The following is a 22,274-nucleotide window of genomic DNA, read 5'->3' as shown; positions in this document are numbered from 1 at the left end:
TCAGCGCCGTGCCGTGCCCGACCGGCGTGGTGGGTGCGAGCATGGCCTGCATGCTCGACGTCCTGGCCGAGAACCAGCTGCTGACAATCATGCTCGTGCTGGCGGTCGGCACAGTCGTGGGGACGATCCCCTTCGGCCCGATCCGGTTCGGGCCCGCCGGTGCGCTCTTCGTCGGCCTGGCGGTCGGTGCGCTGGACCCGCGGCTGGGCGAGGGGCTCGGGCTGGTGCAGACCCTCGGACTGGCCCTGTTCGTCTACACCGTCGGTGTCGCCGCGGGGGCCGGCTTCTTCCGGGACCTGCGTCGGCAGCTGCCGCTGATGGCCGGGGCCGTCGTGGTGCTCGTGGTGGTCACCGGCGCGGCTGTCCTCGGTGCGCGCCTGCTGGGGCTGTCGCCGGCCCTCGCCGCCGGGTCCTACGCCGGTGCCCTGACCTCGACCCCGGCGCTGGCGGCCGCGGCGGCCCAGGCCGGCACCCAGGAGCCGGCGGTCGGCTACTCGATCTCCTACCCCGTCGGGGTGGTCGTCACCATCCTCGTCGTCGCCGCGATCATCAACCGGTCCTGGCCCACCCCCCGGGACAGCGCCTCCGCGGCGGGCGAGGGTCTGATCGACATCAGCGTCGAGGTGACCCGCCCGGGGCCCCTGCGGGACGTGCCCGGCGCCGCCGACGGTTCGGTGCGCTTCTCCTACCTGCGTCGCGACGGACAGACGCGCGTCGTCGGCGACCACGAGCAGATGCGGACCGGTGACCGGGTGGTCGTCGTCGGACCGGAGCAGGCCGTCCGGGCGACGGCCGACCACCTGGGCCACCGGGTCGACGAGCACCTCGCGCACGACCGCAGGGAGGTCGACTACCGCCGCTTCCTCGTCTCCAGCAAGGACGCGGCGGGCCGGACGATCGGCGAACTCGACCTGCCCACCCGCGTCGAGGGTGTGGTGACCCGGGTGCGCCGCGGCGACCTCGACCTGCTGGCGCACGACGACCTGACGCTCGAGCTCGGGGACCGGGTCCGGGTCGTCGTCCCCCGGGGCCGGCTGCGGGACGTGAGCAGGCTCCTGGGCGACTCCGAGCGCAGCGTGAGCGAGATCGACGCCTTTTCCCTGGGCGTCGGGCTGGCGCTCGGCCTGGCGGTGGGGCTGGTCACCCTGCCGCTGCCGGGCGGCGTCAGCCTCGCCCTCGGCTCGGCGGCCGGTCCCCTCGTCATCGGTATGGTGCTCGGCCGGCTGGAGCGCACCGGTCCCCTCGTCTGGGGACTGCCGCTGCCGGCCAACCTCACCATCCGCCAGCTGGGGCTGCTCATCTTCCTGGGCGCGACCGGTCTGTCCGCCGGGCAGGCGTTCGCGGCGGAGGCGTTCACCCTGCTCGGCCTGCGCACGGCGGTGCTCGCTGCGCTGACCGTCGGCGTGGGCGCAGGGCTCATGGTGCTCGTCGGTCGCGGCGTGGGGATCAGCCCGCCGCGCACCGCCGGGGCGCTGGCCGGGTTCGTCGGACAGCCGGCCATCCTGGCCTACGCGAACGGCCGGTGCACGGACGAGCGGATCGACTCCGGTTATGCGGCGCTCTTCGCCCTCGGGATCATCGTCAAGATCGTCCTGGTCCAGGTGGTCGGCGTCCTCTAGCGTGGGACACATGCACCCACCGGGGGGTGCACCACCACGCAGGAGGAACGAGACCATGGACCAACAGTCTGGACGCACCTTCACCGAGCGGTTCGAGACCACCGGCGCCGAGCTGACCGAGCGGGTCAAGGAGCTGGCCAGGGAGGCCGACACCCGGCGGGTGGTGATCAAGGACCAGGACGGCAAGGAGCTGATGAGCGTGCCGCTGACCTGGGGCATGGCCGGCGGTGCCCTGGCCGTCGTGGCCTCGCCGCTGCTGGCTGCCGTCGCCGCCGTGGGCGGGGCGATGGCCAAGGTGCGGCTCGAGGTGGAGCGGGTGAGCCCGCAGGGCTCGCCGTGGGCGACCGTCCAGGGGCAGACGGTTCAGGGTGGCGCGGCCCAGCAGACAGCCGGTCCGGCGGGCGCGGGCGGGTGGGTGGAGGACGACCCCGACTGGACTCCTCCGGACACCCACGGCACACCTCCGCAGGCCCAGCCGCAGGGCGGCACGAGCGGCGACGCCGACCTCGACAGCGACGACGACGGCACCCCGCCCATTCCCACACCCAGCTGAGCGCGGCACCGGCTGACGCCGCGGCCTGAGGACTACGCTGACCGGCATGGCGAGCATCTTCAGCAAGATCATCGACGGCGAGATCCCGGGCCAGCTGCTGTGGACCGACGCCGTCTGCGGCGTCCTCCTCGACATCGAGCCGCTCACCCCAGGTCACGCCCTGGTGGTCCCGCGGGCGGAGATCGACCACTGGCTGGACCTGCCCGGGGAGACGCTCGCCCACCTGATGGACGTCGCCGCCCGTGTCGGTAGGGCCCAGCAGGAGGTCTTCGCCGCGGCCCGGGTCGGGATGATCATCCAGGGCTTCGAGGTCCCTCACGCTCACCTGCACGTCTTTCCGGCGAACTCGGCCAGCGACTTCGAGCTGTCGCGGCGCTCCAGCCGGACGCCGGAGCAGCTGGCGCAGGACGCGGACGCCTTGCGTGCGGCGCTGCGCACCCAGAGCGACGGGGCCCACGTTCCCGGCGAGGCATGAGCCCGGACCGCCCCGCCCCGCCCTCTGGCGGAGACGGTGGCCTCCGGGACGAGCGCGGTGTCCTTGACGACGGGGGCGCCCGCTACCACCGCGAGGTGGACGACCCCGTGTCCTGGGACGACGACGCTTACGCACTCGCAGGGCAGGTCGAGGTCCACGGACGAGGCGTCGACTTCGGTCTTCTCCTGCTCCGGTGCGGCTCCCTGGTCCTGGTCCCGCACGGCCTGCACAAGGCCTTCGACATGCCGGCCTTCACCGAGGCGGTCGGCGGCTCCTTCGTCGGCGCCCAGGCACCGGAGGTCATCGCCTGGGTGGTGATGCTCGGCCAGGTCACCCTGCCGGGCCTCATCGCGGTCGGCCTCTTCACCCGCCCCGCGGCCTTCCTCCTGGCGGCGATGATGTCCGCCATCTGGGGGCTGATGTTCGCCGTCCGCGTCGACTACGCGGTGCTCGGCCCCCAGGGTGCGCTGACCGGCGAGAACGCCCTCCTCTACGTCGCGCTCGTCCTGCCGCTGGTCTTCACCGGGGCCGGGCGCTGGTCGCTGGACAACCTGCGGACCGCCGGGCGCCCCTGACGCGGCGGACCGTCTCCCTGCTGACGCCGGTCTGGCCGGGTCGTTCCTCCGCCTACGCTGGTCCGGTGCAGTGCGACTACTTCGACGCCGGCGCCTGTCGGTCCTGCACCCTCATGGGGGTGCCGTATCCCGTCCAGCTCGCCTCCACCCAGCGCACGGTCGCGGCATCCCTGGCGGAGCACGTGACACCCGACCGCTGGCTGGACCCGCAGCCCAGCAGCGAGTCCGCCTTCCGCAACAAGGCCAAGCTGGCCGTCGGCGGCCGCAAGGGATCCCCCACCCTGGGCATCCTCGACCCCGGGGGCGAGGGTGTCGACCTGCGGCACTGCGGTCTGTACGAGCCCGAGCTGCACCGCGCGGTCCTGGCCCTGGCCGACCTGGTGGCCGGCTCGGGGCTCACGCCCTACGACGTGCCGACCCGGCAGGGCGAGCTGAAGCATCTGCTGGTGACCGTCTCGCCGGACGACCAGCTCATGGCCCGCCTGGTGCTGCGCTCCCCCGGCCAGCTGACCCGCGTGCGTGAGCTGGCCGGTCCGCTGCAGCAGGCGCTGCCCGGCCTGCGGGTGCTCTCGGTCAACCTCCAGCCGGAGCACAAGGCGGTGCTGGAAGGTCCGGAGGAACTGGTCCTGAGCGAGCAGGACACCCTGCCGATGCGCGTCAACGAGCTGGTGCTGCACCTGGGCACCCGCAGCTTCTTCCAGACCAACACCGCCGTGGCGGCGGCCCTCTACGCCCAGGTAGCGCGGTGGGTCGACGGCGTGGACGCGGGCCGGGGGCCGAAGGTGCTGTGGGACCTCTACTGCGGGGTGGGCGGCTTCGCCCTGCACTGCGCGGCGCCGGGGCGGCAGGTGCTCGGCGTCGAGGTCTCGCAGGACGCGGTGGCCAGCGCCCGTCGGTCGGCGGAGGAGCTGGGGCTGACGGACACGCGCTTCGAGGCGGGGGACGCCACGACCCTGCTGGCCGAGGCGGACGGCCCGGACACGGTCGTGGTCAACCCGCCGCGCCGTGGCCTGGGGGCCCGGCTCGCAGGACGCCTCGAGGAGAGCCGCGTCCAGCACCTGGTCTACTCCAGCTGCAATGCGCGCACCCTGGCTGCCGACCTGTCCAGGATGCCGTCCTGGCAGGTCGAGCAGGCGAGGCTGTTCGACATGTTCCCGCAGACCGACCACCACGAGGTGGCCGTGCTGCTCCACCGACGCTGAGCGGCACCCCCGGATCACGTCCGGCGGGAAGGTACCTCGACTCCGCCTCGTCGGCAGGCCCACCACCCCGGTCGCGACCCGCACGACTCTGACATGATGGAAGGCGTTCTCCCCCGGACAAGGAAGTTGGAGTGAACATGCCGAACACCTTCGATGCGGTCCCCCAGGCAGCACGCGCCCGCAGCGTGGCCTTCCTGGAGATGGACGCCCCGGCCGAGCGCCTGGAGGTCATCATGGACGAGGCCCAGCTGTACCGGGGGTCGCTGCGCGAGCAGGACGGCTATACCATCCCCTTCCGCGAGGGAGGTCAGGTGCGGATCCGCGTCGTCGAGGCAGGTGAGGGCAGCGGGTCCGGGCTGCGGTTCGAGGTCCGGGCGCCCAACGAGGAGCGGCGCACCTACATCGAGCAGATCATCGCCGAGCAGGCCGGGACCGAGCTCGCCGACGCCGTCACCCTGGACTGGCAGCCCACCTGACCTTCACCGGAACGGCGTCGGGTCCCCCGCGCCCTGGCGCACCACCTCGACCTCCCCGGCCGAGAAGTCGACCACCGTGGTCGGCTCGCACCCGGTCTGGTCACCGTCGACGACGACGTCGACCACATGGTCGAGGCGCTCCTTGACCTCCCAGCCGTAGCCCAGCGGCTCGTCCTCGCCCGGCAGGAGCAGGGTGCTGGTGAGCAGCGGCTCACCCATCTCGGCGAGCAGGGCGTGCGCGATGGGGCTGTTCGGGATCCGCACGCCGACGGTCTTCTTCTTGGGGTGCAGCAGTCGGCGCGGCACCTCCTTGGTGGCCGGCAGGATGAAGGTGTAGCTGCCGGGTGTGGTGGCCTTCACCGCGCGGAACACGGTGTTGTCGACCTGCACGAACTGCCCCATCTGGGCGAAGTCGGCACACATGAGGGTGAAGTGGTGCCGGTCGTCCAGACGGCGGATGTCGACGATCCGCTGCTTGGCGTCGGGGTCGCCCAGCCGCGCCCCGAGCGTGTAGCAGGCGTCGGTCGGGAAGGCGGCCAGTCCACCCTCTCGCAGGACGCTCGCCACCTGCTGGATGAGCCGGGGCTGGGGGTCGACCGGGTGGATGTCCACGAAGCGCGCCATGCTCCGACACTCTAGCCAGCGCCGCCCGCCGCTGTCCGGGCCAGCCTCGCGCGACTGCGCCGTGCCGGTGTGACGCGGATGCCCGGGATCAGCCTGCGTGCTGCAGGAAGTAGCGCAGCGTGGCGACGAAGGCGTCCGGCTGCTCGGAGTGCACCCAGTGCCCGGCGTCCTTGATCGTCACCTGCACCGCCTTGGGGAACAGCTGGCGCATCACCGGGCCGTGCTCGTCGGTGACGTAGTCCGAACGGCCGCCGGCCATCCACAGCACCGGCCCCTCGAAGGTACGGCCGTCGTCGGGGATGTCGCCGGTGATGGCGTCCAGGTCGCGCCGCAGCAGGTGCAGGTTGGGCTGCCAGGCGAAGGCCTTGGTCTCCCGGTCGCGGCGCAGGTTCTGCAGCAGGAAGCCCCGGAGGCTGGGCTGGGGCACGTCGTGCGCCAGGGCACGGTCGGCGTCGCCGTGGCTGCGCAGCGCGTCGAGGTCGATCCGGGCCAGGGAGTCCAGGTAGTGCGCGAACTCCGACACCCCGGAGCTGCCCGTGGGCGTGATGTCGACCACGACGAGCCGGTCGACGAGCTCAGGGGCGATCAGCGCCAGCGTCATGGCGATCTTGCCGCCCATGGAGTGGCCCACGACGTGCACCGGGCCGTCCGCGGCCACGCCCGCCCGCAGGTGGTCGGCGACGAGCTGGGCTGCGTGCCCGTAGTCGAACCGCTCCGTCCACGGCGACGTGCCGTGGTCGGGCATGTCGAGCAGCAGGCTGCGGAAGTCGGGCTGCAGCGCCTTGGCCGCGCTGGTGAAGTTCTTGCCCCGACCGAACAGGCCGTGGCAGAACACGACCCACGGGCCGGAGTCACCGATCCGGGTCTCCCCCAGCGGTGCGCCGGTCACGGCGACACCTCCACGGGACGCCGCATCGCCGCGGTCTGCCGGAGGTGCCGGAAGCCGAGCCGCTCGTAGAGCCTGGTGGCGCCCGTCGGGCTGGTGGAGTCGACGTCGAGGTCGATGACGTCGTAGCCCCCGCTGGCGGCCGCGAGCCCGATGGTGCGGCTGAGGCAGGCGGCGGCCAGGCCGCGCCCGCGGAAGGCGGCGACCGTGCCGACGATGTTGACGTAGGCCTCCCGGTCGACCCACTGGCCGACCAGGACGTAGGCGACGACCTGGCCGTCGTGCTCCCCGCCGCGCGCGACCGCGATCGTGGACAGCTCTCCCCTGGCCGACCGGGAGACCCAGCGCTGGTGCCACGGGCCAGGTGCGACCGGCCCCGACCCCCAGTGGTCGGCGAACGCCTGCTCGTGCGCCACCCGGACCGCCCCCTCGTGCTCGAGGGTGGGGGTGAGCAGCTCGACGTCGTCGTACTCCGGCACCGGCGGCAGGGCCGTGCCATCGGTGACCTCACCCAGGTCGCGACGCAGGTGGTTGAAGTGCCGCACCACGGCATACCCGTGGTCGGTGAGCAGGTCGCGGGCGGAGGACCCTTCGAGCTCTCCGTCGGCGCCGAAGTAGGCCTCCCGGCCCGGGTGCCGCTGCGTGAGCAGCTCGCGGCCGCGCTCCTCGCACAGGGCGAGCAGCCGGCTGCCGAGGCCCCGGCCCCGGTGGTCGGGGTGCACCCCGCCGGACACGTAGCAGCGGGCCCTGCCCTCGTAGTCCAGGGTCGTCGGGACCGAGACCAGTGCCTCGGCGACCATCCGGTCCCCGTCCCAGACCGCCCAGGTATCCCGCTCGGGGTCGCGGTGCGGGCTGTCCAGCTCCTCGGCGAGGTCCTCGACCGAGGTGAACTCCTCCGTGCCGTCGACCTTCGCCAGGTGGTTGGCGAGCGCCGCCCACTGCTCCAGGTCGGCGTGCGAGATGGGCGCCCAGCGGTAGTCGGTCATGACCCAGATCTTCCCTCACCGGGTCCCCGACGCCCAAACGGCGCGAGGAGGTATGCCGCCGCCCCGACCGCCACCACAGCCAGCCCTACCAGCACCGATGTCCTCGGCAGTGCGACGACCAGCACCAGGCACCCGGCCAGCCCGAGCACGGGCACCCAGGCCCCGACCGACCACTCCCGGCGCAGCGTGAACGCGGCCGCGTTGGCCACGGCGTAGTACAGCAGCACCCCGAAGCTGGAGAAGCCGATCACCCCCCGCAGGTCGGCGACCACCACCAGGACCAGCACCACGAGCCCTACGCCGAGCTCGGCGACCCGGGGCACCCCCTGCGGCCCCGCCACCGTGGCCAGGACCTGCGGAAGGTGTCCGTCGCGGGCCATCGCCAGGGTGGTGCGGGACACACCGAGGACCAGGTTGAGCAGCGCACCCACGGCGGCCAGCCCGGCCGCCAGCCGGACCACCCAGGCCCACCCTGACCCCCAGACCACGGCGGCGGCGTCCGCCACCGGCGCGGTCGAGGCGGCCGTCCCGGCCGGGCCCAGGACACCGAGCACGACCACGCCGACGACCGCGTACAGCACCAGCACCGCCCCGAGGGCGATGACCACGGCTCGGGGGATCACCCGGGCGGGGTCGCGCACCTCCTCCCCCAGGGTGGCGACGCGGGCATACCCGGCGAAGGCGAAGAAGAGCAGCCCGGCCGCCTGCAGCACCCCCCAGCCACTCTCCGGGGCCGCCACGAGCCGGGCGGGGTCCAGCAGCGGCCCGGACGGACGGGGCCACACGGCGGCGACCGCGACACCCAGGAGGGCGCAGGCGACGACCGAGACGATGACCCGCGAGGCGGCCACCGAGCGGTGCACCCCGGCCAGGTTGAGGGCCGTCACCAGCACCACCGCCACCACGGCCGCGACCCGCTCGGCCCCGGGCACCAAGTAGGCCCCGACAGTCATCGCCATCGCCGCGCAGGAGGCGGTCTTGCCGACGACGAAGCACCAGCCGGCCAGGTAGCCCCAGACCTCCCCGAGCCGCTCCCTGCCGTAGACGTAGGTGCCGCCCGCCGACGGGTAGCGGGCGGCCAGCGCCGCGGAGGACAGCGCGTTGCAGATGGCCACGACCGCGGCCAGGGCCAGCGCCAGGAGCACGGCCCCACCGGCGGCGGCGGTCGCCGGACCCCAGACCGCGAACACCCCGGCGCCGACCATGGCGCCCAGGCCGATCGTGACGGCGTCGCCCAGGCTCAGGGAGCGCTGCAGCGAACGGGCCTGCGGACCCCTCATCCGCGGGGCCTGCGCTAGTCGGTCCGGTAGGTGACCGGCGTCGGGAGCTGGACGGTGCGGGAGACGGTGCACAGCCGGTCGCGGGACTTGGCCACGGCGTCCGGGAGCCGCTCGCGGGCCGCGTCGCCGCCCGCACCCTCGGGGAAGGTGACCGAGACGGTGATGGTGATCGGCCCCATGTGGTTTCCGTCCTCGTCGCGCAGCTTCTCCCCCGCGGCGGACAGGGCGAAGCTCTCCGGCTCGGCGAGCCGTGTGGTGAGCAGGTCGATGTCGACCGCGGAGCAGCCGGCCATCGCGGCCAGCAGGAGCTCCACAGGCGTGAACTCCTCGGTGCCGCCGGAGGACATGGTCACCGTGCCGCCCCGGTCGTTGGTCGCCTGGAAGGTCAGGGGTCCGGTGCGGGTCAGCGACACCGAGCGCAGTGCGTCGTCAGCCATGGGTCGAGCCATGGGTCAAGTCTGCCTTGGGCTCGACCTCCGGGACGGCCCAGGTGTGCACCGGCAGGTTGTCCTCGCTGTGGTCCAGGTAGAGGCGGAACATCTCCCGCAGCGCCTCCTCCCGGGTGTAGCCGGCCGCCTCGTGCGCGCGGACCACCTCCACCTGCCAGCTGGCCCCGTTGGTCCGGGTGCGGCAGCGGCCCTCGATGACGGTGAGGAAGTGGCTGCGGACCTCGCGGCGCAGGCCGAGCGCGGCCAGCCCGTCGTCGGCCACCGAGAGCAGGTGCTCCTCGATCAGGTCGGTGGCGCGGACCTTGCCCAGCCCCGGCCAGCGCTGGATCGCGTCAATGCCGTGCGTGGCCGCCTCGCGGAAGTTGCGGTCGGCGTCCTGGAAGCTCATCTTGGTCCAGATCGGCCGCCCGCTGGAGGTCGCGGCCTCGAGCAGGCCGTAGTAGAAGCAGGCGTTGGCCACCATGTCGACCACCGTTGGGCCGCTGGGCAGCACCCGGTTCTCCACCCGCAGGTGGGGCACCCCCTGGCTCGTGTCGTAGATAGGCCGGTTCCAGCGCCATACCGTGCCGTTGTGCAGCTTGAGGTCGGTCAGGGAGGGCACCCCGCCCCCGGCCAGGATTGCCCGCGCGTCCTCGTCGGAGGTCTCCGGCAGCAGCGCCGGGAAGGACTGGACGTTCTCCTCGAACAGGTCGAAGATCGAGGTGATCCAGTTGCGGCCGAAGTAGGCGCGCGGCCGCACGCCCTGGTACTTCAGCTCCACCGAGCGGGTGTCGGTCATCTGGGTGAACAGCGGGATCCGGGTCTCGGCCCACAGCTGCTTGCCGAACAGGTAGGGCGAGTTGGCGCCGATCGCGATCTGCAGGCCGGAGATGACGCAGGCGGCGTTCCAGTAGACCGGGAAGTCCTGGGGGGTGACCTGCTGGTGCAGCTGGACGCTGGTGCAACCCGAGAGCGGGCCAATGGTGTCGTGGTAGCTGCGGATCGACTCCCCGCTCGGGCCGGTGATGTCCAGCTCCAGGCCCTCGCCCCGCTCCCGGATGAGGGAGTCGTTGAGGGCCTGGTAGCGCACGCCGTCACTGATCCACGGCTGGTCGAAGAGCTCCGGCATCAGCGTGGGGACGATCCCGATCGCGGCGACGCGGGCGTGGTGGGGCCGGGCGGCGTCACTGGCCCGCCGGATCGACTGGGACAGCCACCGCTCCAGACGTACCGCCTGGTCCCCCGCCATCGGTCGTGGCGGGACGTTCATCTCGATGTTGTAGCGGCCCACCTCGGACTGGAAGTCACCCTCGTCCAGCTCGTCCAGCACCTGGCGGTTGCACAGGGCCGGGGACAGGTCCGACTCGTGCACGAGGTTGAGCTCGATCTCCAGCCCCATCTGCGGGCGGGTGAAGTCGAAACGGCTGCCCTCCAGCATCTGCTCGAAGGCGTCCAGGTCGCCCAGCACCTTGGCACGGAAGCTCTGCCGCTGCTCGCGTGTGAACTCGCTGTGACTCACCTCTTGGCCCATGCCGGAATCCTCACACACTGTGGCGGGGATCACCACAGCCGGAGCGCGGTATGTCGTGCTCCGGCTGTGGTGGACCCGGCTGGTCGATCGGCCGGCGGACGGGCGGGTCGGCGCCCGGACCGGCGGGGCCGGCTAGGGGGTCAGCCCTCCGGCTGCCCCTCGGGCCACGCGGTGACCAGGTTGCGGTCGCCGTAGACCCCGTCGATGCGGCGCACCGGCGGCCAGTACTTCCGCGCCGGGTCCACACCCTGCGGGTAGGCGGCGGTCATCCGGTCGTAGCGGTGCTCCCACTCCCCGGCCAGGCTCACCGCGGTGTGCGGGGCGCCGCGCAGCACGCTGCCCTCGACCCCGTCCGCGGCGGCCTCGTCCATCTCGGCGCGGATCGCGACCATCGCCTCGATGAACCGGTCCAGCTCGGCCTTGGGCTCGGACTCGGTCGGCTCGACCATGAGCGTGCCGGACACCGGGAAGGACATGGTCGGGGCGTGGAAGCCGTAGTCGATGAGCCGCTTGGCCACGTCGTCGACGGTGACGCCCGTCTCCTTGGTCAGCCCGCGCAGGTCGAGGATGCACTCGTGGGCGACCAGGTCGTCTGCTCCGGTGTAGAGCACCGGGTAGTGCTCGTGCAGCCGTCGGGCGATGTAGTTGGCGTTGAGCACCGCGACCTGGGAGGAGCGGGTCAGCCCGGCCCCGCCGGTCAGGCGGATGTACGCCCAGGAGATCGGCAGGATGCTCGCCGAGCCGTACGGCGCGGCCGAGATCGCGCCCACGCCGCTGTCCGGGCCGGCGTCGGTGATCACCGGGTGGTTGGGCAGGTAGCGCGCCAGGTGCGAGCGCACGCCGATGGGACCGACGCCGGGACCACCACCGCCGTGCGGGATGGTGAACGTCTTGTGCAGGTTGAGGTGGGACACGTCGGCCCCGAACTGCCCCGGCCTGGCGATGCCCATCATCGCGTTGAGGTTCGCGCCGTCCAGGTAGACCTGACCGCCGGCCTCGTGCACCATCTCGCACAGCTCGGTGATGGTGTCCTCGTAGACGCCGTGCGTGGAGGGGTAGGTGACCATGATCGCGGCCAGCTCCTCGCGGTGCTTGTCGATCTTGGCCCGCAGGTCGTCCAGGTCGACCTCACCCTCGGAGGTGCTCTTGACCACCACCACCTTCAGCCCGGCCATCACCGCGCTGGCGGCGTTCGTGCCGTGCGCGCTGGAGGGGATGAGGCAGATGGTGCGCTGGTCGTCGCCGTTGGCGAGGTGGTACTTGCGGATGGCCAGCAGGCCCGCGAACTCGCCCTGCGAGCCGGCGTTGGGCTGCACCGAGACCTCGTCGTAGCCGGTGATCTCCTCCAGCCACGCGCTGAGCTGGCGGACCACCTCGCGGGAGCCTTCGGTCTGGTCCAGCGGCGCGAAGGGGTGCAGCGCGCTGAACTCGGGCCAGGTGATGGGCTCCATCTCCGTGGTCGCGTTGAGCTTCATCGTGCACGAGCCCAGCGGGATCATGCCCCGGTCGAGGGCGAAGTCCTTGTCGGACAGGCTGCGGATGTAGCGCAGCATCGCGGTCTCGCTCTTGTAGGTGTTGAACACCGGGTGCGTCAGGTAGGCCTGCTCGGGGGTGCGGGCCAGCCCGCCCCACTCGGGGGACTCCACCGTGCCGATCGACTCGGGGGCCGCCACACCGAAGGCGCCGGCGACCGCCTGCACGTCGGCCAGGGTGGTGACCTCGTCGGTGGACAGCAGGACCGTGTCCCCGTCGACCTGCCACAGGTTGATCCCGGCGTCGAGGGCCGCGGCCAGCACGTCGGCGGCCTTCCCGGGCGTCTTCACGGTGAGGGTGTCGAAGTAGCGATCGACGCCCAGCTCCAGGCCGCCCGAGGTGAGCGCCTCGGCGAGGGCCCTGGCCTTGGCATGCGTCTCCAGGGCGATCCGGCGCAGCCCGTCCGGGCCGTGCCACACGGCATACATGCCGGCCATGACGGCCAGCAGCACCTGGGCGGTGGTGATGTTGGAGGTGGCCTTCTCCCGGCGGATGTGCTGCTCCCGGGTCTGCAGGGACAGCCGGTATGCCGGGTTGCCGTCCTCGTCCTTGCTGACGCCGACCAGGCGGCCGGGCAGGGAACGCTCCAGGCCCTGGCGGACGCTGACGTAGCCGGCATGGGGGCCGCCGTAGCCCATGGGCACCCCGAACCGCTGGGTGGTGCCGACCGCGACGTCGGCGCCCCACGTGCTGGGAGGGGCCAGCAGGGTCAGGGCCAGCAGGTCGGCGGCAGCGGTGACCAGCGCGCCGACCTCGTGCGCGGCGTCGGCAAGAGCGCGCCAGTCACGGATCTGACCGTCCGAACCCGGGTACTGGACCAGGACACCGAAGACGTCCCGGTCGCCGGCGACCGAGCGCAGCGCGTCGGCGTCGCCGACCTGCTCCAGGTCGGCGACCACCACGTCGATGCCCAGTGGCGTCGCACGGGTGGTGACCACGTCGAGGGTCTGCGGCAGGAGGTGCTGGTCGACGAGGAGCACGGCGTCCTGGGCGACCTTGCTGGTGCGGCGCATGACGGCCACCGCCTCTGCGGCGGCGGTGCCCTCGTCGAGCAGCGACGCGTTCGCGATGTCCAACCCGGTGAGGTCGCTGACCATGGTCTGGAAGTTGAGCAGCGCCTCCAGGCGGCCCTGGGAGATCTCCGGCTGGTAGGGCGTGTAGGCGGTGTACCAGGCCGGGTTCTCCAGGATGTTGCGCTTGACGACCGGTGGTGTCTGCGTGCCGTAGTAGCCCAGGCCGATCATCGAGGTCAGGACCCGGTTGCGGGAGGCGAGCTCGCGCAGCTCGGCGATGACCGCCTGCTCACTGGGCGCAGCCTGGATGGACAACGGCTCGGTGGAGCGGATGGCGGGCGGGACGGCCGCGTCGATGAGCGCCTCCAGGCTGTCGTAGCCCAGGGTCTGCAGCATCGCGGCGACGTCGTCCTCCCGGGGGCCGACGTGGCGGCCGACGAAGTCGGACAGGGTGGTGGCGTCCAGGGGGGCGGCGTCATCGGTCACGACGACGTCGGCGTCCTCGGCGGGGGTCAGGGTCGGGTCATGGCTCGTGCGCGTACTCATGGGGTGGAGCTCCTCTTCAGTCGGGGCCAGATGCACCATCCCCCTCTGTCCGGGTGCTCCTGCCGCCCGGCTGGGCCGGGCGGAGGCGAGCGGTCCGTTCCAGAGTGCCTCGGTCGCGCGGTCCTGGCGCCTGAGAGCTTGTCGGGGAGATTGCCCCTTCGGCGCCCCACCGGTGAACCTGGTGGGGACTCTCCCGCGCGACGTCGACGGCACGACCAATCTACCAGTCCTGGGCGGGGCCACGCCCGTCGTCGACGACGGGCCAGCGGGGCCGTCAGCAGGCCCGACGAGAGGGTCGGCAGGTGTGTGCGGCGTGACGGGGCGCGGTGGCCGGCGGTGTTCGCGGTGAGGTGCGCGACGGCCGGTCAGGAGGTCTTGCGGGCGCGGCGCCGGGCGGAGAGCTCGTCACCGGGGTGATCGGCCGGGACCTGGTCGGTCCGCTCGCTGGGCAGCTCGGCCAGCTGGCCCTCGACCTCGCGCCACACGCTGCCCACCGCGATACCGAAGACGCCCTGGCCGCCCCGCACGAGGTCGATGACCTCATCGTCGCTGGTGCACTCGTAGACGCTCGCGCCGTCGCTCATCAGGGTGATCCGGGCCAGGTCCTGCACGCCCCGCTCGCGGAGCGCGGTGACGGCGACGCGGATCTGCTGCAGCGAGACCCCGGTGTCGAGCAGACGCTTGATGATCTTCAGCACCAGGATGTCGCGGAAGCTGTAGAGCCGCTGGGTGCCGGACCCGGAGGGGTTGCGCACGGAGGGCTCGACCAGGCCGGTGCGGGCCCAGTAGTCCAGCTGGCGGTAGGTCACGCCAGCGGCGCCGCAGGCCGTGGGCCCGCGGTAGCCGATGCTCTCGTCCAGTGCGGGGGTGTCCTGGGTGAACAGCAGCCCCTGGGCCGGGACCTGCCGCTCGGTGCCACCGGGTACATCGACGCCAGCGCTCACCGGTCCTCCTCGCATCTGTGACTCGTGTGAATCGGGTGACACATGTGCTCCATGCGCACAGCCTCGACCGTAAGGTGCGGGAGGGCCGGGGTCAACGACGCCACGCCGGTCATTCCTCGAAGTCCTCGGCGGAGACGTTGTCCAGGAAGGCGCGGAAGCGCTCGACCTCGTCCTCCTCCTCGACGGCCATGGTGACGCCGACCTCGTCGAGCAGCTCCTCGGGGGCCAGGATCGGGGTGGCGGCGCGCAGCGCCAGGGCGATGGCGTCCGAGGGCCGGGCGGAGAGCACGGTGCCACCGTCGAAGTAGAGGTCGGCGTAGAAGATCCCGCCCGAGCCGGTGCCGTCGCGCTCCAGCTTGGTGATGTGCACCTTCTCCAGGCGTCGGCCCAGGGCCTCGATCATCGAGACCATCAGGTCGTGGGTGAGCGGCCGCGGCGGCTCGACGCCCTGCTGGGCGTAGGCGATCGCGGTGGCTTCCGGAGCCCCGATCCAGATCGGGACGTAACGCTGCCCGTCGCGCTCGCGCAGCAGCACGATCGGGCTGTTGGTCGGCATCTCGACCCGGACCCCTAGGACGTCGAGCTCTTTCACCTCTACGAGGCTACCCCTGTCGGAGCCGCGCGTCAGTACCGCGGTGCCCCGCGGCGCGGATCAGCGGCTCTGGGAGAGGCCGGAGCGGACCAGCGCCACGTGCAGCGCCAGGGAGTGGGCCAGCAGCTCGGCCTCGACGTCCGCGGGGTCAGCGCCCTGGCCCGTCCGGGCGTGCCGACGACGCAGGGGCTCCAGGATCTGCTGGGTCAGGCCGACCTCACGGTCCGCGGCGACGCGGAAGAGGCGCAGGTGGCGGGCCTCCAGCCCGTACCCGGCCAGGGCCGCGGCCGCGGTCGCGACGTCGAGGTCGTCGGCGTGGTGCCGGCCGGCGGCGTCGGTGCGCAGCAGGCCGAAGGCCTTGAGCTGGGCGTAGGTGCCCTGGTCCAGGCCGGTGCGCTCGCGCAGCTCCAACGGGGTCAGCCGGATGGAGCGGCGCCGCCGCAGGGCGGCCGCGCTGAGGTCGCCCAGGGTGGCCCCCTGGTCCGGCTCGGCCTCCGCACGCGGCGCGGGGGCGGGGCTGGCGTCCTGCTCGCCGACGGGCTCGGCGGGCGTGGTGAGACCGGGCACGTCGAGGCCCCGGTCCAGCCGGTCGAGGGCGTCCTTGATCACCTTGTGCGGCCAGAACCGGTCGCGCTGGGCGGTGAGGATGAAGCGCAGGCGGGCGATGTCGGCGCGGGTGAACAGCCGGTAGCCGGAGGCCCGCCGCTCCGGGCTGATCAGCCCCTCGGTCTCCAGGTAACGGATCTTGGACTGGGTCAGGTCAGGGAAGTCCTCGTGCAGCTCGCGCAGGACGGCGCCGATGGAGACGCCGTCGGTGCTGCGGCCGGGCTGCTCGGCGCGCGCGGCCGAGCTCACGACCGGCCGCGGTAGTAGACCAGCCGGAACTTGCCGATCTGGACCTCGTCGCCCTGGGCGAGGACCTGCTCGTCGATCCGCTGCCGGTTGACGTAGGTGCCGTTCAGCGATCCCACGTCGCGCACGGCATACCCCTGCTCGTGCTTGACGAAGACCGCGTGCCGCCGGGACACGGTCACGTCGTCGAGGAAGATGTCGCTGTGCGGGTGCCGACCCGAGGAGACCTCGTCGGCATCGAGGAGGAACCGGGCGCCGGTGTTGGGGCCGCGCAGCACGATGAGCAGGGCGGTGCCGGGACGGAGGGCGTCGACCGTGCGCTGGTCCTCGGGCGAGAGCCGGGGCAGCTCGTCGTCGAAGGAGTAGTCGGCTGCCGGCAGCGCACCACCGTGCGGCAACCGGGCCGTCGATGGGTCACCGCCAACATCGTGGTGCTCGCGGTCACGGTCGCTCACGGTCTGGCCTCCCTTGGGGTTCTTGCCGGGTCAGATGTCGGGTGTAGACGCCGGGGACCGGCGACCTGTGGCGGTCGCCGGTCCCCCACTGTAGATCAGGGGTGGTGCAGGGCCGCTCAGTCCAGCTGGGCCTGGTAGCCCTCGGCGTCCAGGAGGTCCTGCAGCGCAGCCGGGTCCTCGAGCCGCAGCTCGTACATCCAGCCCTCGCCGTAGCTGTCGCTGTTGATCAGCTCCGGGGTCGCGTCCAGGGAGTCGTTGACGGCGGTGATCTCGCCGGCCAGCGGCGCGTAGATGTCGCTGACCGACTTGGTGGACTCCACCTCGCCAACGGAATCGCCCACCGCCACGGTGTCGCCGACCGTCGGCAGGGAGACGTAGACGACGTCGCCGAGGGCGTCCTGGGCGTAGGCGGTGATGCCGATGCGCACCACACCGTCACCGTGGTCCTTGACCCACTCGTGGTCGCTGGTGTAGCGCAGGTCGTCGGGGTATTCCAGGGTGCTCATGGCTCTCCTCTGTGCGGACGGTGCGCGGCTCTGCGCGGTGCTGCGGAACTGGTGCTGCTGAACTGGCGTTTCTCGCGACCGACCCTAACCTACGGGGTCTGCTCCGCGGGGACAGGTTGAGCGTAACGAGGTGGTCTGGCCTCGTGCAATGCCTCGACCTGGACGGCCGGCGCCTCGGTGACGGTCACCGAGGCCCCGGCCCCCCGCAGGCTGTCGGTGAAACCGCCGGGGATGGCCATCGCGCCCGCCAGGGTGTGCGAGTCGCCGATGGCCACGATCGTGTACGGCGGCAGGATCAGCCGCCCGTCGATGGTCAGCCGGCCGTCGGGGTCGGTCCCCACCCAGCTGGAGGCCACCACCCGGACGCCGCCGATCTGGATCGCCTCGGCCCCGGCGTCGCGCAGCTCCTGGATCCCGTCCAGCAGCATCGTCTGGGTGACGACCGCGCCCGGGTCGTAGACGTGCATGGTGATCCCCGGCCCCCGGACCGGCACCAGACCGGCGAGGATCTGGTAGGACTCCAGGCGTTCCTGGGCGGCGCGGGCCGCAGCCTCGTCGCCCTGGCTACCCTGCAGCCGGGCCCGGTCGGCCTCCAGGGTGCGGACCTCCTCCTGCAGCGACAGCACGCGGTTGGTGGCGTCGTCGAGCAGGGCGACCAGCTCGGTCTGACGCAGCTGGTCCAGGCCCGCCTCGTCGGTGACCCGCACCTGGGCGACCAGTCCAACCCCGAGCAGCGCCAGCAGCAGCGCGGCGACCAGCGGCCCGCGACCGAGCCGGAACCGGCCCAGGGCGAGCAACCGCTGGCGCGCCTGCTGCACCGTGGGTGTGCCGGTGCGCCGCAGCCGCCGGAACCGGGGCGGGCGGGTGGCTCGCTCCTCCATCAGGCCCCCAGCAGGTGCCGTCGGATCGCCGCGACGTTGGAGAAGATGCGCAGGCCGAGCACGACGACGACGCCGGTGGACAGCTGCGCCCCGACACCGAGCTGGTTGCCGAGGAAGACGATCAGGGCGGCGACCACGACGTTGGAGAGGATCGAGATGACGAAGACGCGGTCGTTGAAGATGCCCTCCAACGAGGCCCGGGTGGCGCCGAAGACGGCATCGAGGGCGGCGATCACGGCGATCGGCAGGTAGGGCTGCATCCACAGCGGCACCTCCGGGCCGAGGACCAGCCCGAGCAGGATGCCCACCACCAGTCCGAGCACGGGGATCATCGTTCGTCCTCCTCTGGGTCTGGTGTGGCGTCCGGTCTGGCATCCGGTAGGCCGTTGGGGGGCGGCTCCTCCGGCGAGGGGTCGGGCGGCAGGTCGTCGGTGCCGACCGAGCTGACGCGGGTGGTGAGCCGCTCGGCCGCACCGATGGTGATCTGGTCGGCCTGCTCGACCTCGGCCCGCAGTCCGAGCTGGCCGCGCAGCTCGGCGAGGTAGGCCCCGACCAGGCCGGTGCTGGTCTCCTCGGCGAGCCGGGCGGGGTCACCGATCGCGAGGATCTCGTAGGGCGGGGTCAGGCCGCGGAAGTCGACGATGATCGCCTTGCCGGCGAAGCGGATGGCCGAGGTGCTGGTCATCCGGTGGCCGTTGACCGAGAGGGCCTCGGCCCCGGCCGACCAGAGGCCGTTGACCACGAGCTGGATGTCGCGGGAGTTGATCCGCTCGGGCTCGACGACCTCCCCCGGGGCGCCCTCGACGGCCGTCCCGTCACCCAGCCGCACGACGACACCCGGCCCCTGGACGGCCGTGGCTCCGGCTTCCAGCCCGGCCGCCGCGATCCGGCGGGCGGCCGAGGACTGCGACTCCCCCGCAGGATCGCCTCGACCGGCGGTGGCGGCCTCAGGGTCCACCGCGCGCTGCTCGAGGGCGCTGATGTCGGCCCGCAGCTGCTCCACCGTCTCCCGCTGCGCGTCGCCGGCCGCCTGGGCTGCCTCGATCCGCTCCACGAGCTGGGCGCGGGTCTCGGCGGCCGCCTCGTCCTCGGCGCCCAGGGTGGTGGCGGCGGCGGTGAAGAGCAGCCCGAGCAGGGTGCTGACGGCCAGCATGAGCCATGTGCGGGTGCCGGAGGACGCGGGCAGGCCCTGCTCCACCCGCTGGTCCGCGGCCGAGCGGTAGCCCGGACCGACCGGCGGGTCCAGGACCTCCTCGAGCAGTGCCATCGAGGCGGCGGGATCACGCTCCGGGGCGGGCGCGCCGTCTGTCTGCTCGACGCGGGCGCGCGGCAGCTTCATACCGGCACCTCCTGCCTCCGGCGCTGGCGGACCATGTCGAGCACCTGCCAGGCGTAGACCAGACCGGCGACCCAGTAGAGCACGGTGCCCCACCAGGTGAGGGCCCACCCGGTCGCCAGGCACAGGACCGTCCACCAGCCGTCGAGCTGGCCCAGCAGGATGAGTGGGAATCCCCCGAGCAGGTTGAAGGTGGCGGCCTTGCCGATAAAGCTGACCTTGGGGATAGGCAGCTGATGACGACGCACCACGGGGTACATGGACAGGATGAAGGCGTCCCGGGCGACGAGCACCGCCACCAGCCACCACGGGATGGCGCCGACGGCGGCGAGACCCAGCAGGGTGGCGGCGATGTAGAGACGGTCGGCGATCGGGTCGAGGACCTGACCCAGGCGGCTGACCAGGCCGTAGTGGCGGGCGATCTTGCCGTCGGCGAAGTCGGAGAAACCGGCGACCACCAGCACCAGCGCGGCCCAGCCCAGCTCGCGCTCGACCAGGAGCCAGATGAAGACGGGGACGAGGATGAGCCGGAAGAACGACAACAGGTTGGGCACCGTCCAGATCTGGTCGGTGACGGGCAGGACGCGCTGCTGCCCCTGCTCCGCCTGGTCCTCCCCCGCGCCCGTACCCATAGGCGCAGTCTAGAAGGTCGCCGGGGGCCGCCCGGACAGGCCACGCGGCAGGAGCCGGGGACAGCGACGGCCGGTGCAGCAGACGGCACAGGCCCTGCCGGAGCTTTCCGGCAGGGCCTGTGCCTTGCTGCTGCTGAGCTACTTCTTCTTCTCGGTCGGGCTGACAGGATTTGAACCTGCGACCCCTTGACCCCCAGTCAAGTGCGCTACCAAACTGCGCCACAGCCCGAGGCCCGGTTGGGCAGGGTCAAAGATAACCCATGCCGTGGCCGGCCAACGAATCCCCTACCGGCGCCCGCGACGCTCGCGGACCCGGACCGAGATCTCGATCGGGCTGCCCGCGAAGCCGAACTGCTCGCGCAGCCGGCGCTCAAGGAACCGGCGGTACCCCGCCTCGATGAAGCCCGAGGCGAAGACGACGAACTTCGGCGGGCGGGTAGAGGCCTGGGTGGCGAAGAGGATCCGCGGCTGCTTCCCGCCGCGCACCGGGTGCGGGTGCCCGGCGACGACCTCGCCCAGGAAGGCGTTGAGCCGGCCCGTGGGGATCCGCCGGTCCCAGGAGTCCAGGGCCGTCTCCAGGGCCGGTACCAGCTTGTGCACGGCCCGTCCGGTGGTGGCCGAGATGTTGACGCGGGGGGCCCAGGTGATCTGCACCAGCTCGCGCTCGATCTCACGCTCGAGGTAGTACTGCCGCTCCTCGTCCATGGTGTCCCACTTGTTGTAGGCCACGACCAGGGCGCGACCGGAGTCGACCACCTGCTGGATCACGCGGATGTCCTGCTCGGCGATCGGCTCGGAGACGTCGATGAGCACCACGGCCACCTCGGCCTTCTCCAGCGCGGCCTGGGTGCGCAGCGAGGCGTAGAAGTCGGCCCCCCGGGCCTGGTGGACCCGGCGCCGGATGCCGGCGGTGTCGACGAACCGCCAGGTCTTCCCGCCCAGCTCGATGAGCTCGTCGACCGGGTCCCGGGTGGTGCCCGCCACGTTGTCCACCACCACGCGCTCACTGCCGGCGAGCTTGTTGAGCAGTGAGGACTTGCCCACGTTGGGCCGCCCCAGCAGCGCCACCCGACGCGGTCCGCCGCGCGGGTAGGCCCCCACGACCGAGGACCGCTCCGGCAGCACCGCGAGCACGGCGTCGAGCACATCGCCCGACCCGCGCCCGTGCAGCGCCGAGACCGGCCACGGCTGCCCGAGCCCGAGGCTCCACAGCATGGCTGCGTCGGCCTCCTGGGCCTGGTTGTCGACCTTGTTCGCCGCCAGGACGACCGGCTTGCCCGAGCGGCGCAGCAACCGGACCACCTGCTCGTCGGTGTCGGTCGCCCCGACGGTGGCGTCGACGACGAAGATCACCACGTCGGCCAGCTCGACGGCGACCTCGGCCTGCTCGGCGACCCGCAGGTGGATGCCGGTGGCGTCCACCTCCCAGCCGCCGGTGTCGACGACGGTGAACCGGCGGCCCGACCACTCGGCGTCGTAGGCCACCCGGTCCCGGGTCACGCCCGGCACATCCTCCACCACGGCCTCGCGACGGCCCAGGATGCGGTTGACCAGGCTGGACTTGCCGACGTTGGGCCGACCCACGACGGCCACGACCGGGCGGAACTCCCGCTCCTCGAGGTCCTCGAGCCCCAGCTCGCCGCGCTCGACGAGCTCGAGGTCCTCCTCGGAGAGCTCGAACTCCGCCAGGCCGGCTCGCAGCGCGGTCTCCAGGCCGTGCTCGTCGTCGGTCAGCTCCGGCGCGTCCGGTCCCTCGGGGTCGGGGCCGGCGGTCCACTCCACCTCGGTCTCGAACCCGTCGTCCCCGTCGAGGCCCTCGTGGTCGTCGCTGTGACCGCTGTCGTCCGTCCTGCTCATCGGCTCAGCTCTCCTGCCCTGCGGCCAGGTCGATGGACTGCACGCGCAGCCGGACCTGGCGCTTGATCCGCGCCAGCATGCCGACCATCCCGCGCATCCGCAGCGGCGAGACGGCCTCCGCCAGACCGAAGCGGTAGGGGGCGTCGTCGGGGACGTCGAGCACCTCCTGAGCGGGCAGGCCGTCCAGGCCCTCGTGCAGGATCCCCGCGAAGCCCCGTGTCGTCGGCGCCTCCGGCGGGGCCTCGAAGAACAGGTTCACGGTGCGCTGCGGGTCCTCGCCGACCTCGACCGCGAGGAACAGCGGCGACTGGCACTCATCGACGCGCTCCATGCTGTCCAGCTTGCCGGCGTAGCGCTCGGGCGGGGCGGGCAGCTCGCGGGAGAGCTCGAGGAGCAGCTGCAGGCGCTCCTGCTGGGTGACCGCGTGGAAGTCCTCGGCCAGCTCCGCGAGGTTGGGGGGCAGGTCGTCGAGACGATCGGGGGACGGCATAC

General features: G+C 72.4%; 24 protein-coding genes, 1 tRNA gene and 1 riboswitch. Of the genes, 6 read left to right on the top strand and 19 right to left on the bottom strand.

Going from position 1 to position 22,274, the window contains the following annotated elements:
• Positions 1–50: 50 nt before the first annotated feature.
• The 6 genes from ESZ52_RS19900 (at position 51) to ESZ52_RS09955 (ending at position 4,900) form a co-directional block, all read left to right on the top strand.
• Positions 51–1,619, top strand: a complete 1,569-nt coding sequence (locus ESZ52_RS19900; RefSeq protein ID WP_131104812.1) for an aspartate:alanine exchanger family transporter — start codon at positions 51–53, stop codon at positions 1,617–1,619.
• 55 nt (positions 1,620–1,674) lie between these two features.
• The gene (locus tag ESZ52_RS09975; RefSeq protein ID WP_181010004.1) at positions 1,675–2,172 is read left to right on the top strand and encodes a DUF4342 domain-containing protein; all 498 of its coding nucleotides are present in this window, start codon (positions 1,675–1,677) and stop codon (positions 2,170–2,172) included.
• Positions 2,173–2,218: 46 nt separating this feature from the next.
• Positions 2,219–2,647, top strand: coding sequence for an HIT family protein (locus ESZ52_RS09970; protein WP_131104810.1), 429 nt, complete (start codon positions 2,219–2,221; stop codon positions 2,645–2,647).
• Complete coding sequence (locus ESZ52_RS09965) at positions 2,644–3,222, top strand: DoxX family protein (RefSeq protein WP_131104809.1); 579 nt, start codon at positions 2,644–2,646, stop codon at positions 3,220–3,222. Before ESZ52_RS09970 ends, ESZ52_RS09965 begins: the two co-directional genes overlap by 4 nt.
• A gap of 65 nt (positions 3,223–3,287) precedes the next feature.
• Positions 3,288–4,424, top strand: a complete 1,137-nt coding sequence (locus tag ESZ52_RS09960; protein WP_131104808.1) for a methyltransferase domain-containing protein — start codon at positions 3,288–3,290, stop codon at positions 4,422–4,424.
• A gap of 137 nt (positions 4,425–4,561) precedes the next feature.
• Complete coding sequence (locus ESZ52_RS09955; protein ID WP_131104807.1) at positions 4,562–4,900, top strand: hypothetical protein; 339 nt, start codon at positions 4,562–4,564, stop codon at positions 4,898–4,900.
• A gap of 3 nt (positions 4,901–4,903) precedes the next feature.
• Here ESZ52_RS09955 and ESZ52_RS09950 read toward each other — a convergent pair whose 3' ends face one another.
• The 19 genes from ESZ52_RS09950 to ESZ52_RS09860 all read right to left on the bottom strand — a co-directional run bounded on the left by ESZ52_RS09950 (position 4,904) and on the right by ESZ52_RS09860 (position 22,272).
• Complete coding sequence (locus ESZ52_RS09950) at positions 4,904–5,524, bottom strand: L-threonylcarbamoyladenylate synthase (RefSeq protein ID WP_131104806.1); 621 nt, start codon at positions 5,522–5,524, stop codon at positions 4,904–4,906.
• An 88-nt stretch (positions 5,525–5,612) separates the two neighbouring features.
• Positions 5,613–6,413, bottom strand: a complete 801-nt coding sequence (locus ESZ52_RS09945; protein WP_131104805.1) for an alpha/beta fold hydrolase — start codon at positions 6,411–6,413, stop codon at positions 5,613–5,615.
• A complete protein-coding gene (locus ESZ52_RS09940; RefSeq protein WP_131104804.1) occupies positions 6,410–7,396 on the bottom strand; it encodes a GNAT family N-acetyltransferase in 987 nt (328 codons plus the stop codon). The genes ESZ52_RS09945 and ESZ52_RS09940 overlap by 4 nt, the downstream gene beginning before the upstream one ends.
• Positions 7,393–8,676: an APC family permease gene (locus tag ESZ52_RS09935; protein ID WP_131104803.1), complete on the bottom strand. Its 1,284-nt coding sequence runs from the start codon at positions 8,674–8,676 to the stop codon at positions 7,393–7,395. The genes ESZ52_RS09940 and ESZ52_RS09935 overlap by 4 nt, the downstream gene beginning before the upstream one ends.
• Before the next feature lie 14 nt (positions 8,677–8,690).
• A complete protein-coding gene (locus ESZ52_RS09930) occupies positions 8,691–9,125 on the bottom strand; it encodes an OsmC family protein (protein WP_238154568.1) in 435 nt (144 codons plus the stop codon).
• A complete protein-coding gene (locus ESZ52_RS09925) occupies positions 9,106–10,635 on the bottom strand; it encodes a glutamate-cysteine ligase family protein (protein ID WP_131104802.1) in 1,530 nt (509 codons plus the stop codon). Before ESZ52_RS09925 ends, ESZ52_RS09930 begins: the two co-directional genes overlap by 20 nt.
• A gap of 140 nt (positions 10,636–10,775) precedes the next feature.
• Positions 10,776–13,727: an aminomethyl-transferring glycine dehydrogenase gene (gene gcvP / locus ESZ52_RS09920; protein ID WP_131104801.1), complete on the bottom strand. Its 2,952-nt coding sequence runs from the start codon at positions 13,725–13,727 to the stop codon at positions 10,776–10,778.
• A gap of 108 nt (positions 13,728–13,835) precedes the next feature.
• Positions 13,836–13,933, bottom strand: a riboswitch (glycine riboswitch).
• Positions 13,934–14,092: 159 nt separating this feature from the next.
• Positions 14,093–14,686 carry a MerR family transcriptional regulator gene (locus ESZ52_RS09915; protein ID WP_131104800.1) on the bottom strand — a complete coding sequence of 198 codons (594 nt, stop codon included), beginning with the start codon at positions 14,684–14,686 and terminating at the stop codon, positions 14,093–14,095.
• Between the two features lie 94 nt (positions 14,687–14,780).
• A complete protein-coding gene (locus tag ESZ52_RS09910) occupies positions 14,781–15,263 on the bottom strand; it encodes a bifunctional nuclease family protein (protein ID WP_131104799.1) in 483 nt (160 codons plus the stop codon).
• A gap of 60 nt (positions 15,264–15,323) precedes the next feature.
• Positions 15,324–16,118 carry a transcriptional regulator FtsR gene (gene ftsR, locus ESZ52_RS09905; protein ID WP_131104798.1) on the bottom strand — a complete coding sequence of 265 codons (795 nt, stop codon included), beginning with the start codon at positions 16,116–16,118 and terminating at the stop codon, positions 15,324–15,326.
• On the bottom strand, positions 16,115–16,570 hold the full coding sequence (locus ESZ52_RS09900) for an FHA domain-containing protein (RefSeq protein WP_131104797.1): 456 nt from the start codon (positions 16,568–16,570) through the stop codon (positions 16,115–16,117). Before ESZ52_RS09900 ends, ftsR begins: the two co-directional genes overlap by 4 nt.
• A gap of 116 nt (positions 16,571–16,686) precedes the next feature.
• The gene (gene gcvH / locus ESZ52_RS09895; protein WP_131104796.1) at positions 16,687–17,076 is read right to left on the bottom strand and encodes a glycine cleavage system protein GcvH; all 390 of its coding nucleotides are present in this window, start codon (positions 17,074–17,076) and stop codon (positions 16,687–16,689) included.
• An 89-nt stretch (positions 17,077–17,165) separates the two neighbouring features.
• Positions 17,166–17,957, bottom strand: coding sequence for a DUF881 domain-containing protein (locus tag ESZ52_RS09890; protein WP_131104795.1), 792 nt, complete (start codon positions 17,955–17,957; stop codon positions 17,166–17,168).
• The gene (locus tag ESZ52_RS09885; RefSeq protein ID WP_131104794.1) at positions 17,957–18,289 is read right to left on the bottom strand and encodes a small basic family protein; all 333 of its coding nucleotides are present in this window, start codon (positions 18,287–18,289) and stop codon (positions 17,957–17,959) included. The genes ESZ52_RS09890 and ESZ52_RS09885 overlap by 1 nt, the downstream gene beginning before the upstream one ends.
• Positions 18,286–19,296 (bottom strand): DUF881 domain-containing protein, encoded by a 1,011-nt coding sequence (locus ESZ52_RS09880; RefSeq protein WP_131104793.1) that lies wholly within the window; start codon positions 19,294–19,296, stop codon positions 18,286–18,288. Before ESZ52_RS09880 ends, ESZ52_RS09885 begins: the two co-directional genes overlap by 4 nt.
• A complete protein-coding gene (locus ESZ52_RS09875) occupies positions 19,293–19,925 on the bottom strand; it encodes a CDP-alcohol phosphatidyltransferase family protein (protein ID WP_131104792.1) in 633 nt (210 codons plus the stop codon). The genes ESZ52_RS09880 and ESZ52_RS09875 overlap by 4 nt, the downstream gene beginning before the upstream one ends.
• Before the next feature lie 155 nt (positions 19,926–20,080).
• A tRNA-Pro gene (locus ESZ52_RS09870) sits at positions 20,081–20,154 on the bottom strand.
• 56 nt (positions 20,155–20,210) lie between these two features.
• Positions 20,211–21,782, bottom strand: a complete 1,572-nt coding sequence (der, locus tag ESZ52_RS09865; protein WP_131104791.1) for a ribosome biogenesis GTPase Der — start codon at positions 21,780–21,782, stop codon at positions 20,211–20,213.
• Between the two features lie 4 nt (positions 21,783–21,786).
• Complete coding sequence (locus ESZ52_RS09860) at positions 21,787–22,272, bottom strand: SufE family protein (protein ID WP_131104790.1); 486 nt, start codon at positions 22,270–22,272, stop codon at positions 21,787–21,789.
• Positions 22,273–22,274 lie beyond the last annotated feature (2 nt).

The organism is Ornithinimicrobium sufpigmenti (assembly GCF_004322775.1).
In the GTDB taxonomy this organism is placed as follows: Bacteria; Actinomycetota; Actinomycetes; order Actinomycetales; family Dermatophilaceae; genus Ornithinicoccus; species Ornithinicoccus sufpigmenti.
Note: the sequence above shows the minus strand (reverse complement) of the source record. Positions and strands in the feature narration are given on the sequence as shown.

Coding starts and splice junctions, on each gene's coding strand:
- ESZ52_RS19900 (WP_131104812.1), top strand. CDS start 51: ATGCTCGACGTCCTGGCCGAGAACCAGCTGCTGACAATCATGCTCGTG.
- ESZ52_RS09975 (WP_181010004.1), top strand. CDS start 1,675: ATGGACCAACAGTCTGGACGCACCTTCACCGAGCGGTTCGAGACCACC.
- ESZ52_RS09970 (WP_131104810.1), top strand. CDS start 2,219: ATGGCGAGCATCTTCAGCAAGATCATCGACGGCGAGATCCCGGGCCAG.
- ESZ52_RS09965 (WP_131104809.1), top strand. CDS start 2,644: ATGAGCCCGGACCGCCCCGCCCCGCCCTCTGGCGGAGACGGTGGCCTC.
- ESZ52_RS09955 (WP_131104807.1), top strand. CDS start 4,562: ATGCCGAACACCTTCGATGCGGTCCCCCAGGCAGCACGCGCCCGCAGC.
- ESZ52_RS09950 (WP_131104806.1), bottom strand. CDS start 5,524: ATGGCGCGCTTCGTGGACATCCACCCGGTCGACCCCCAGCCCCGGCTC.
- ESZ52_RS09940 (WP_131104804.1), bottom strand. CDS start 7,396: ATGACCGACTACCGCTGGGCGCCCATCTCGCACGCCGACCTGGAGCAG.
- ESZ52_RS09935 (WP_131104803.1), bottom strand. CDS start 8,676: ATGAGGGGTCCGCAGGCCCGTTCGCTGCAGCGCTCCCTGAGCCTGGGC.
- ESZ52_RS09930 (WP_238154568.1), bottom strand. CDS start 9,125: ATGGCTCGACCCATGGCTGACGACGCACTGCGCTCGGTGTCGCTGACC.
- ESZ52_RS09925 (WP_131104802.1), bottom strand. CDS start 10,635: ATGGGCCAAGAGGTGAGTCACAGCGAGTTCACACGCGAGCAGCGGCAG.
- gcvP (WP_131104801.1), bottom strand. CDS start 13,727: ATGAGTACGCGCACGAGCCATGACCCGACCCTGACCCCCGCCGAGGAC.
- ESZ52_RS09915 (WP_131104800.1), bottom strand. CDS start 14,686: ATGCGAGGAGGACCGGTGAGCGCTGGCGTCGATGTACCCGGTGGCACC.
- gcvH (WP_131104796.1), bottom strand. CDS start 17,076: ATGAGCACCCTGGAATACCCCGACGACCTGCGCTACACCAGCGACCAC.
- ESZ52_RS09890 (WP_131104795.1), bottom strand. CDS start 17,957: ATGGAGGAGCGAGCCACCCGCCCGCCCCGGTTCCGGCGGCTGCGGCGC.
- ESZ52_RS09885 (WP_131104794.1), bottom strand. CDS start 18,289: ATGATCCCCGTGCTCGGACTGGTGGTGGGCATCCTGCTCGGGCTGGTC.
- ESZ52_RS09880 (WP_131104793.1), bottom strand. CDS start 19,296: ATGAAGCTGCCGCGCGCCCGCGTCGAGCAGACAGACGGCGCGCCCGCC.
- ESZ52_RS09875 (WP_131104792.1), bottom strand. CDS start 19,925: ATGGGTACGGGCGCGGGGGAGGACCAGGCGGAGCAGGGGCAGCAGCGC.
- der (WP_131104791.1), bottom strand. CDS start 21,782: ATGAGCAGGACGGACGACAGCGGTCACAGCGACGACCACGAGGGCCTC.
- ESZ52_RS09860 (WP_131104790.1), bottom strand. CDS start 22,272: ATGCCGTCCCCCGATCGTCTCGACGACCTGCCCCCCAACCTCGCGGAG.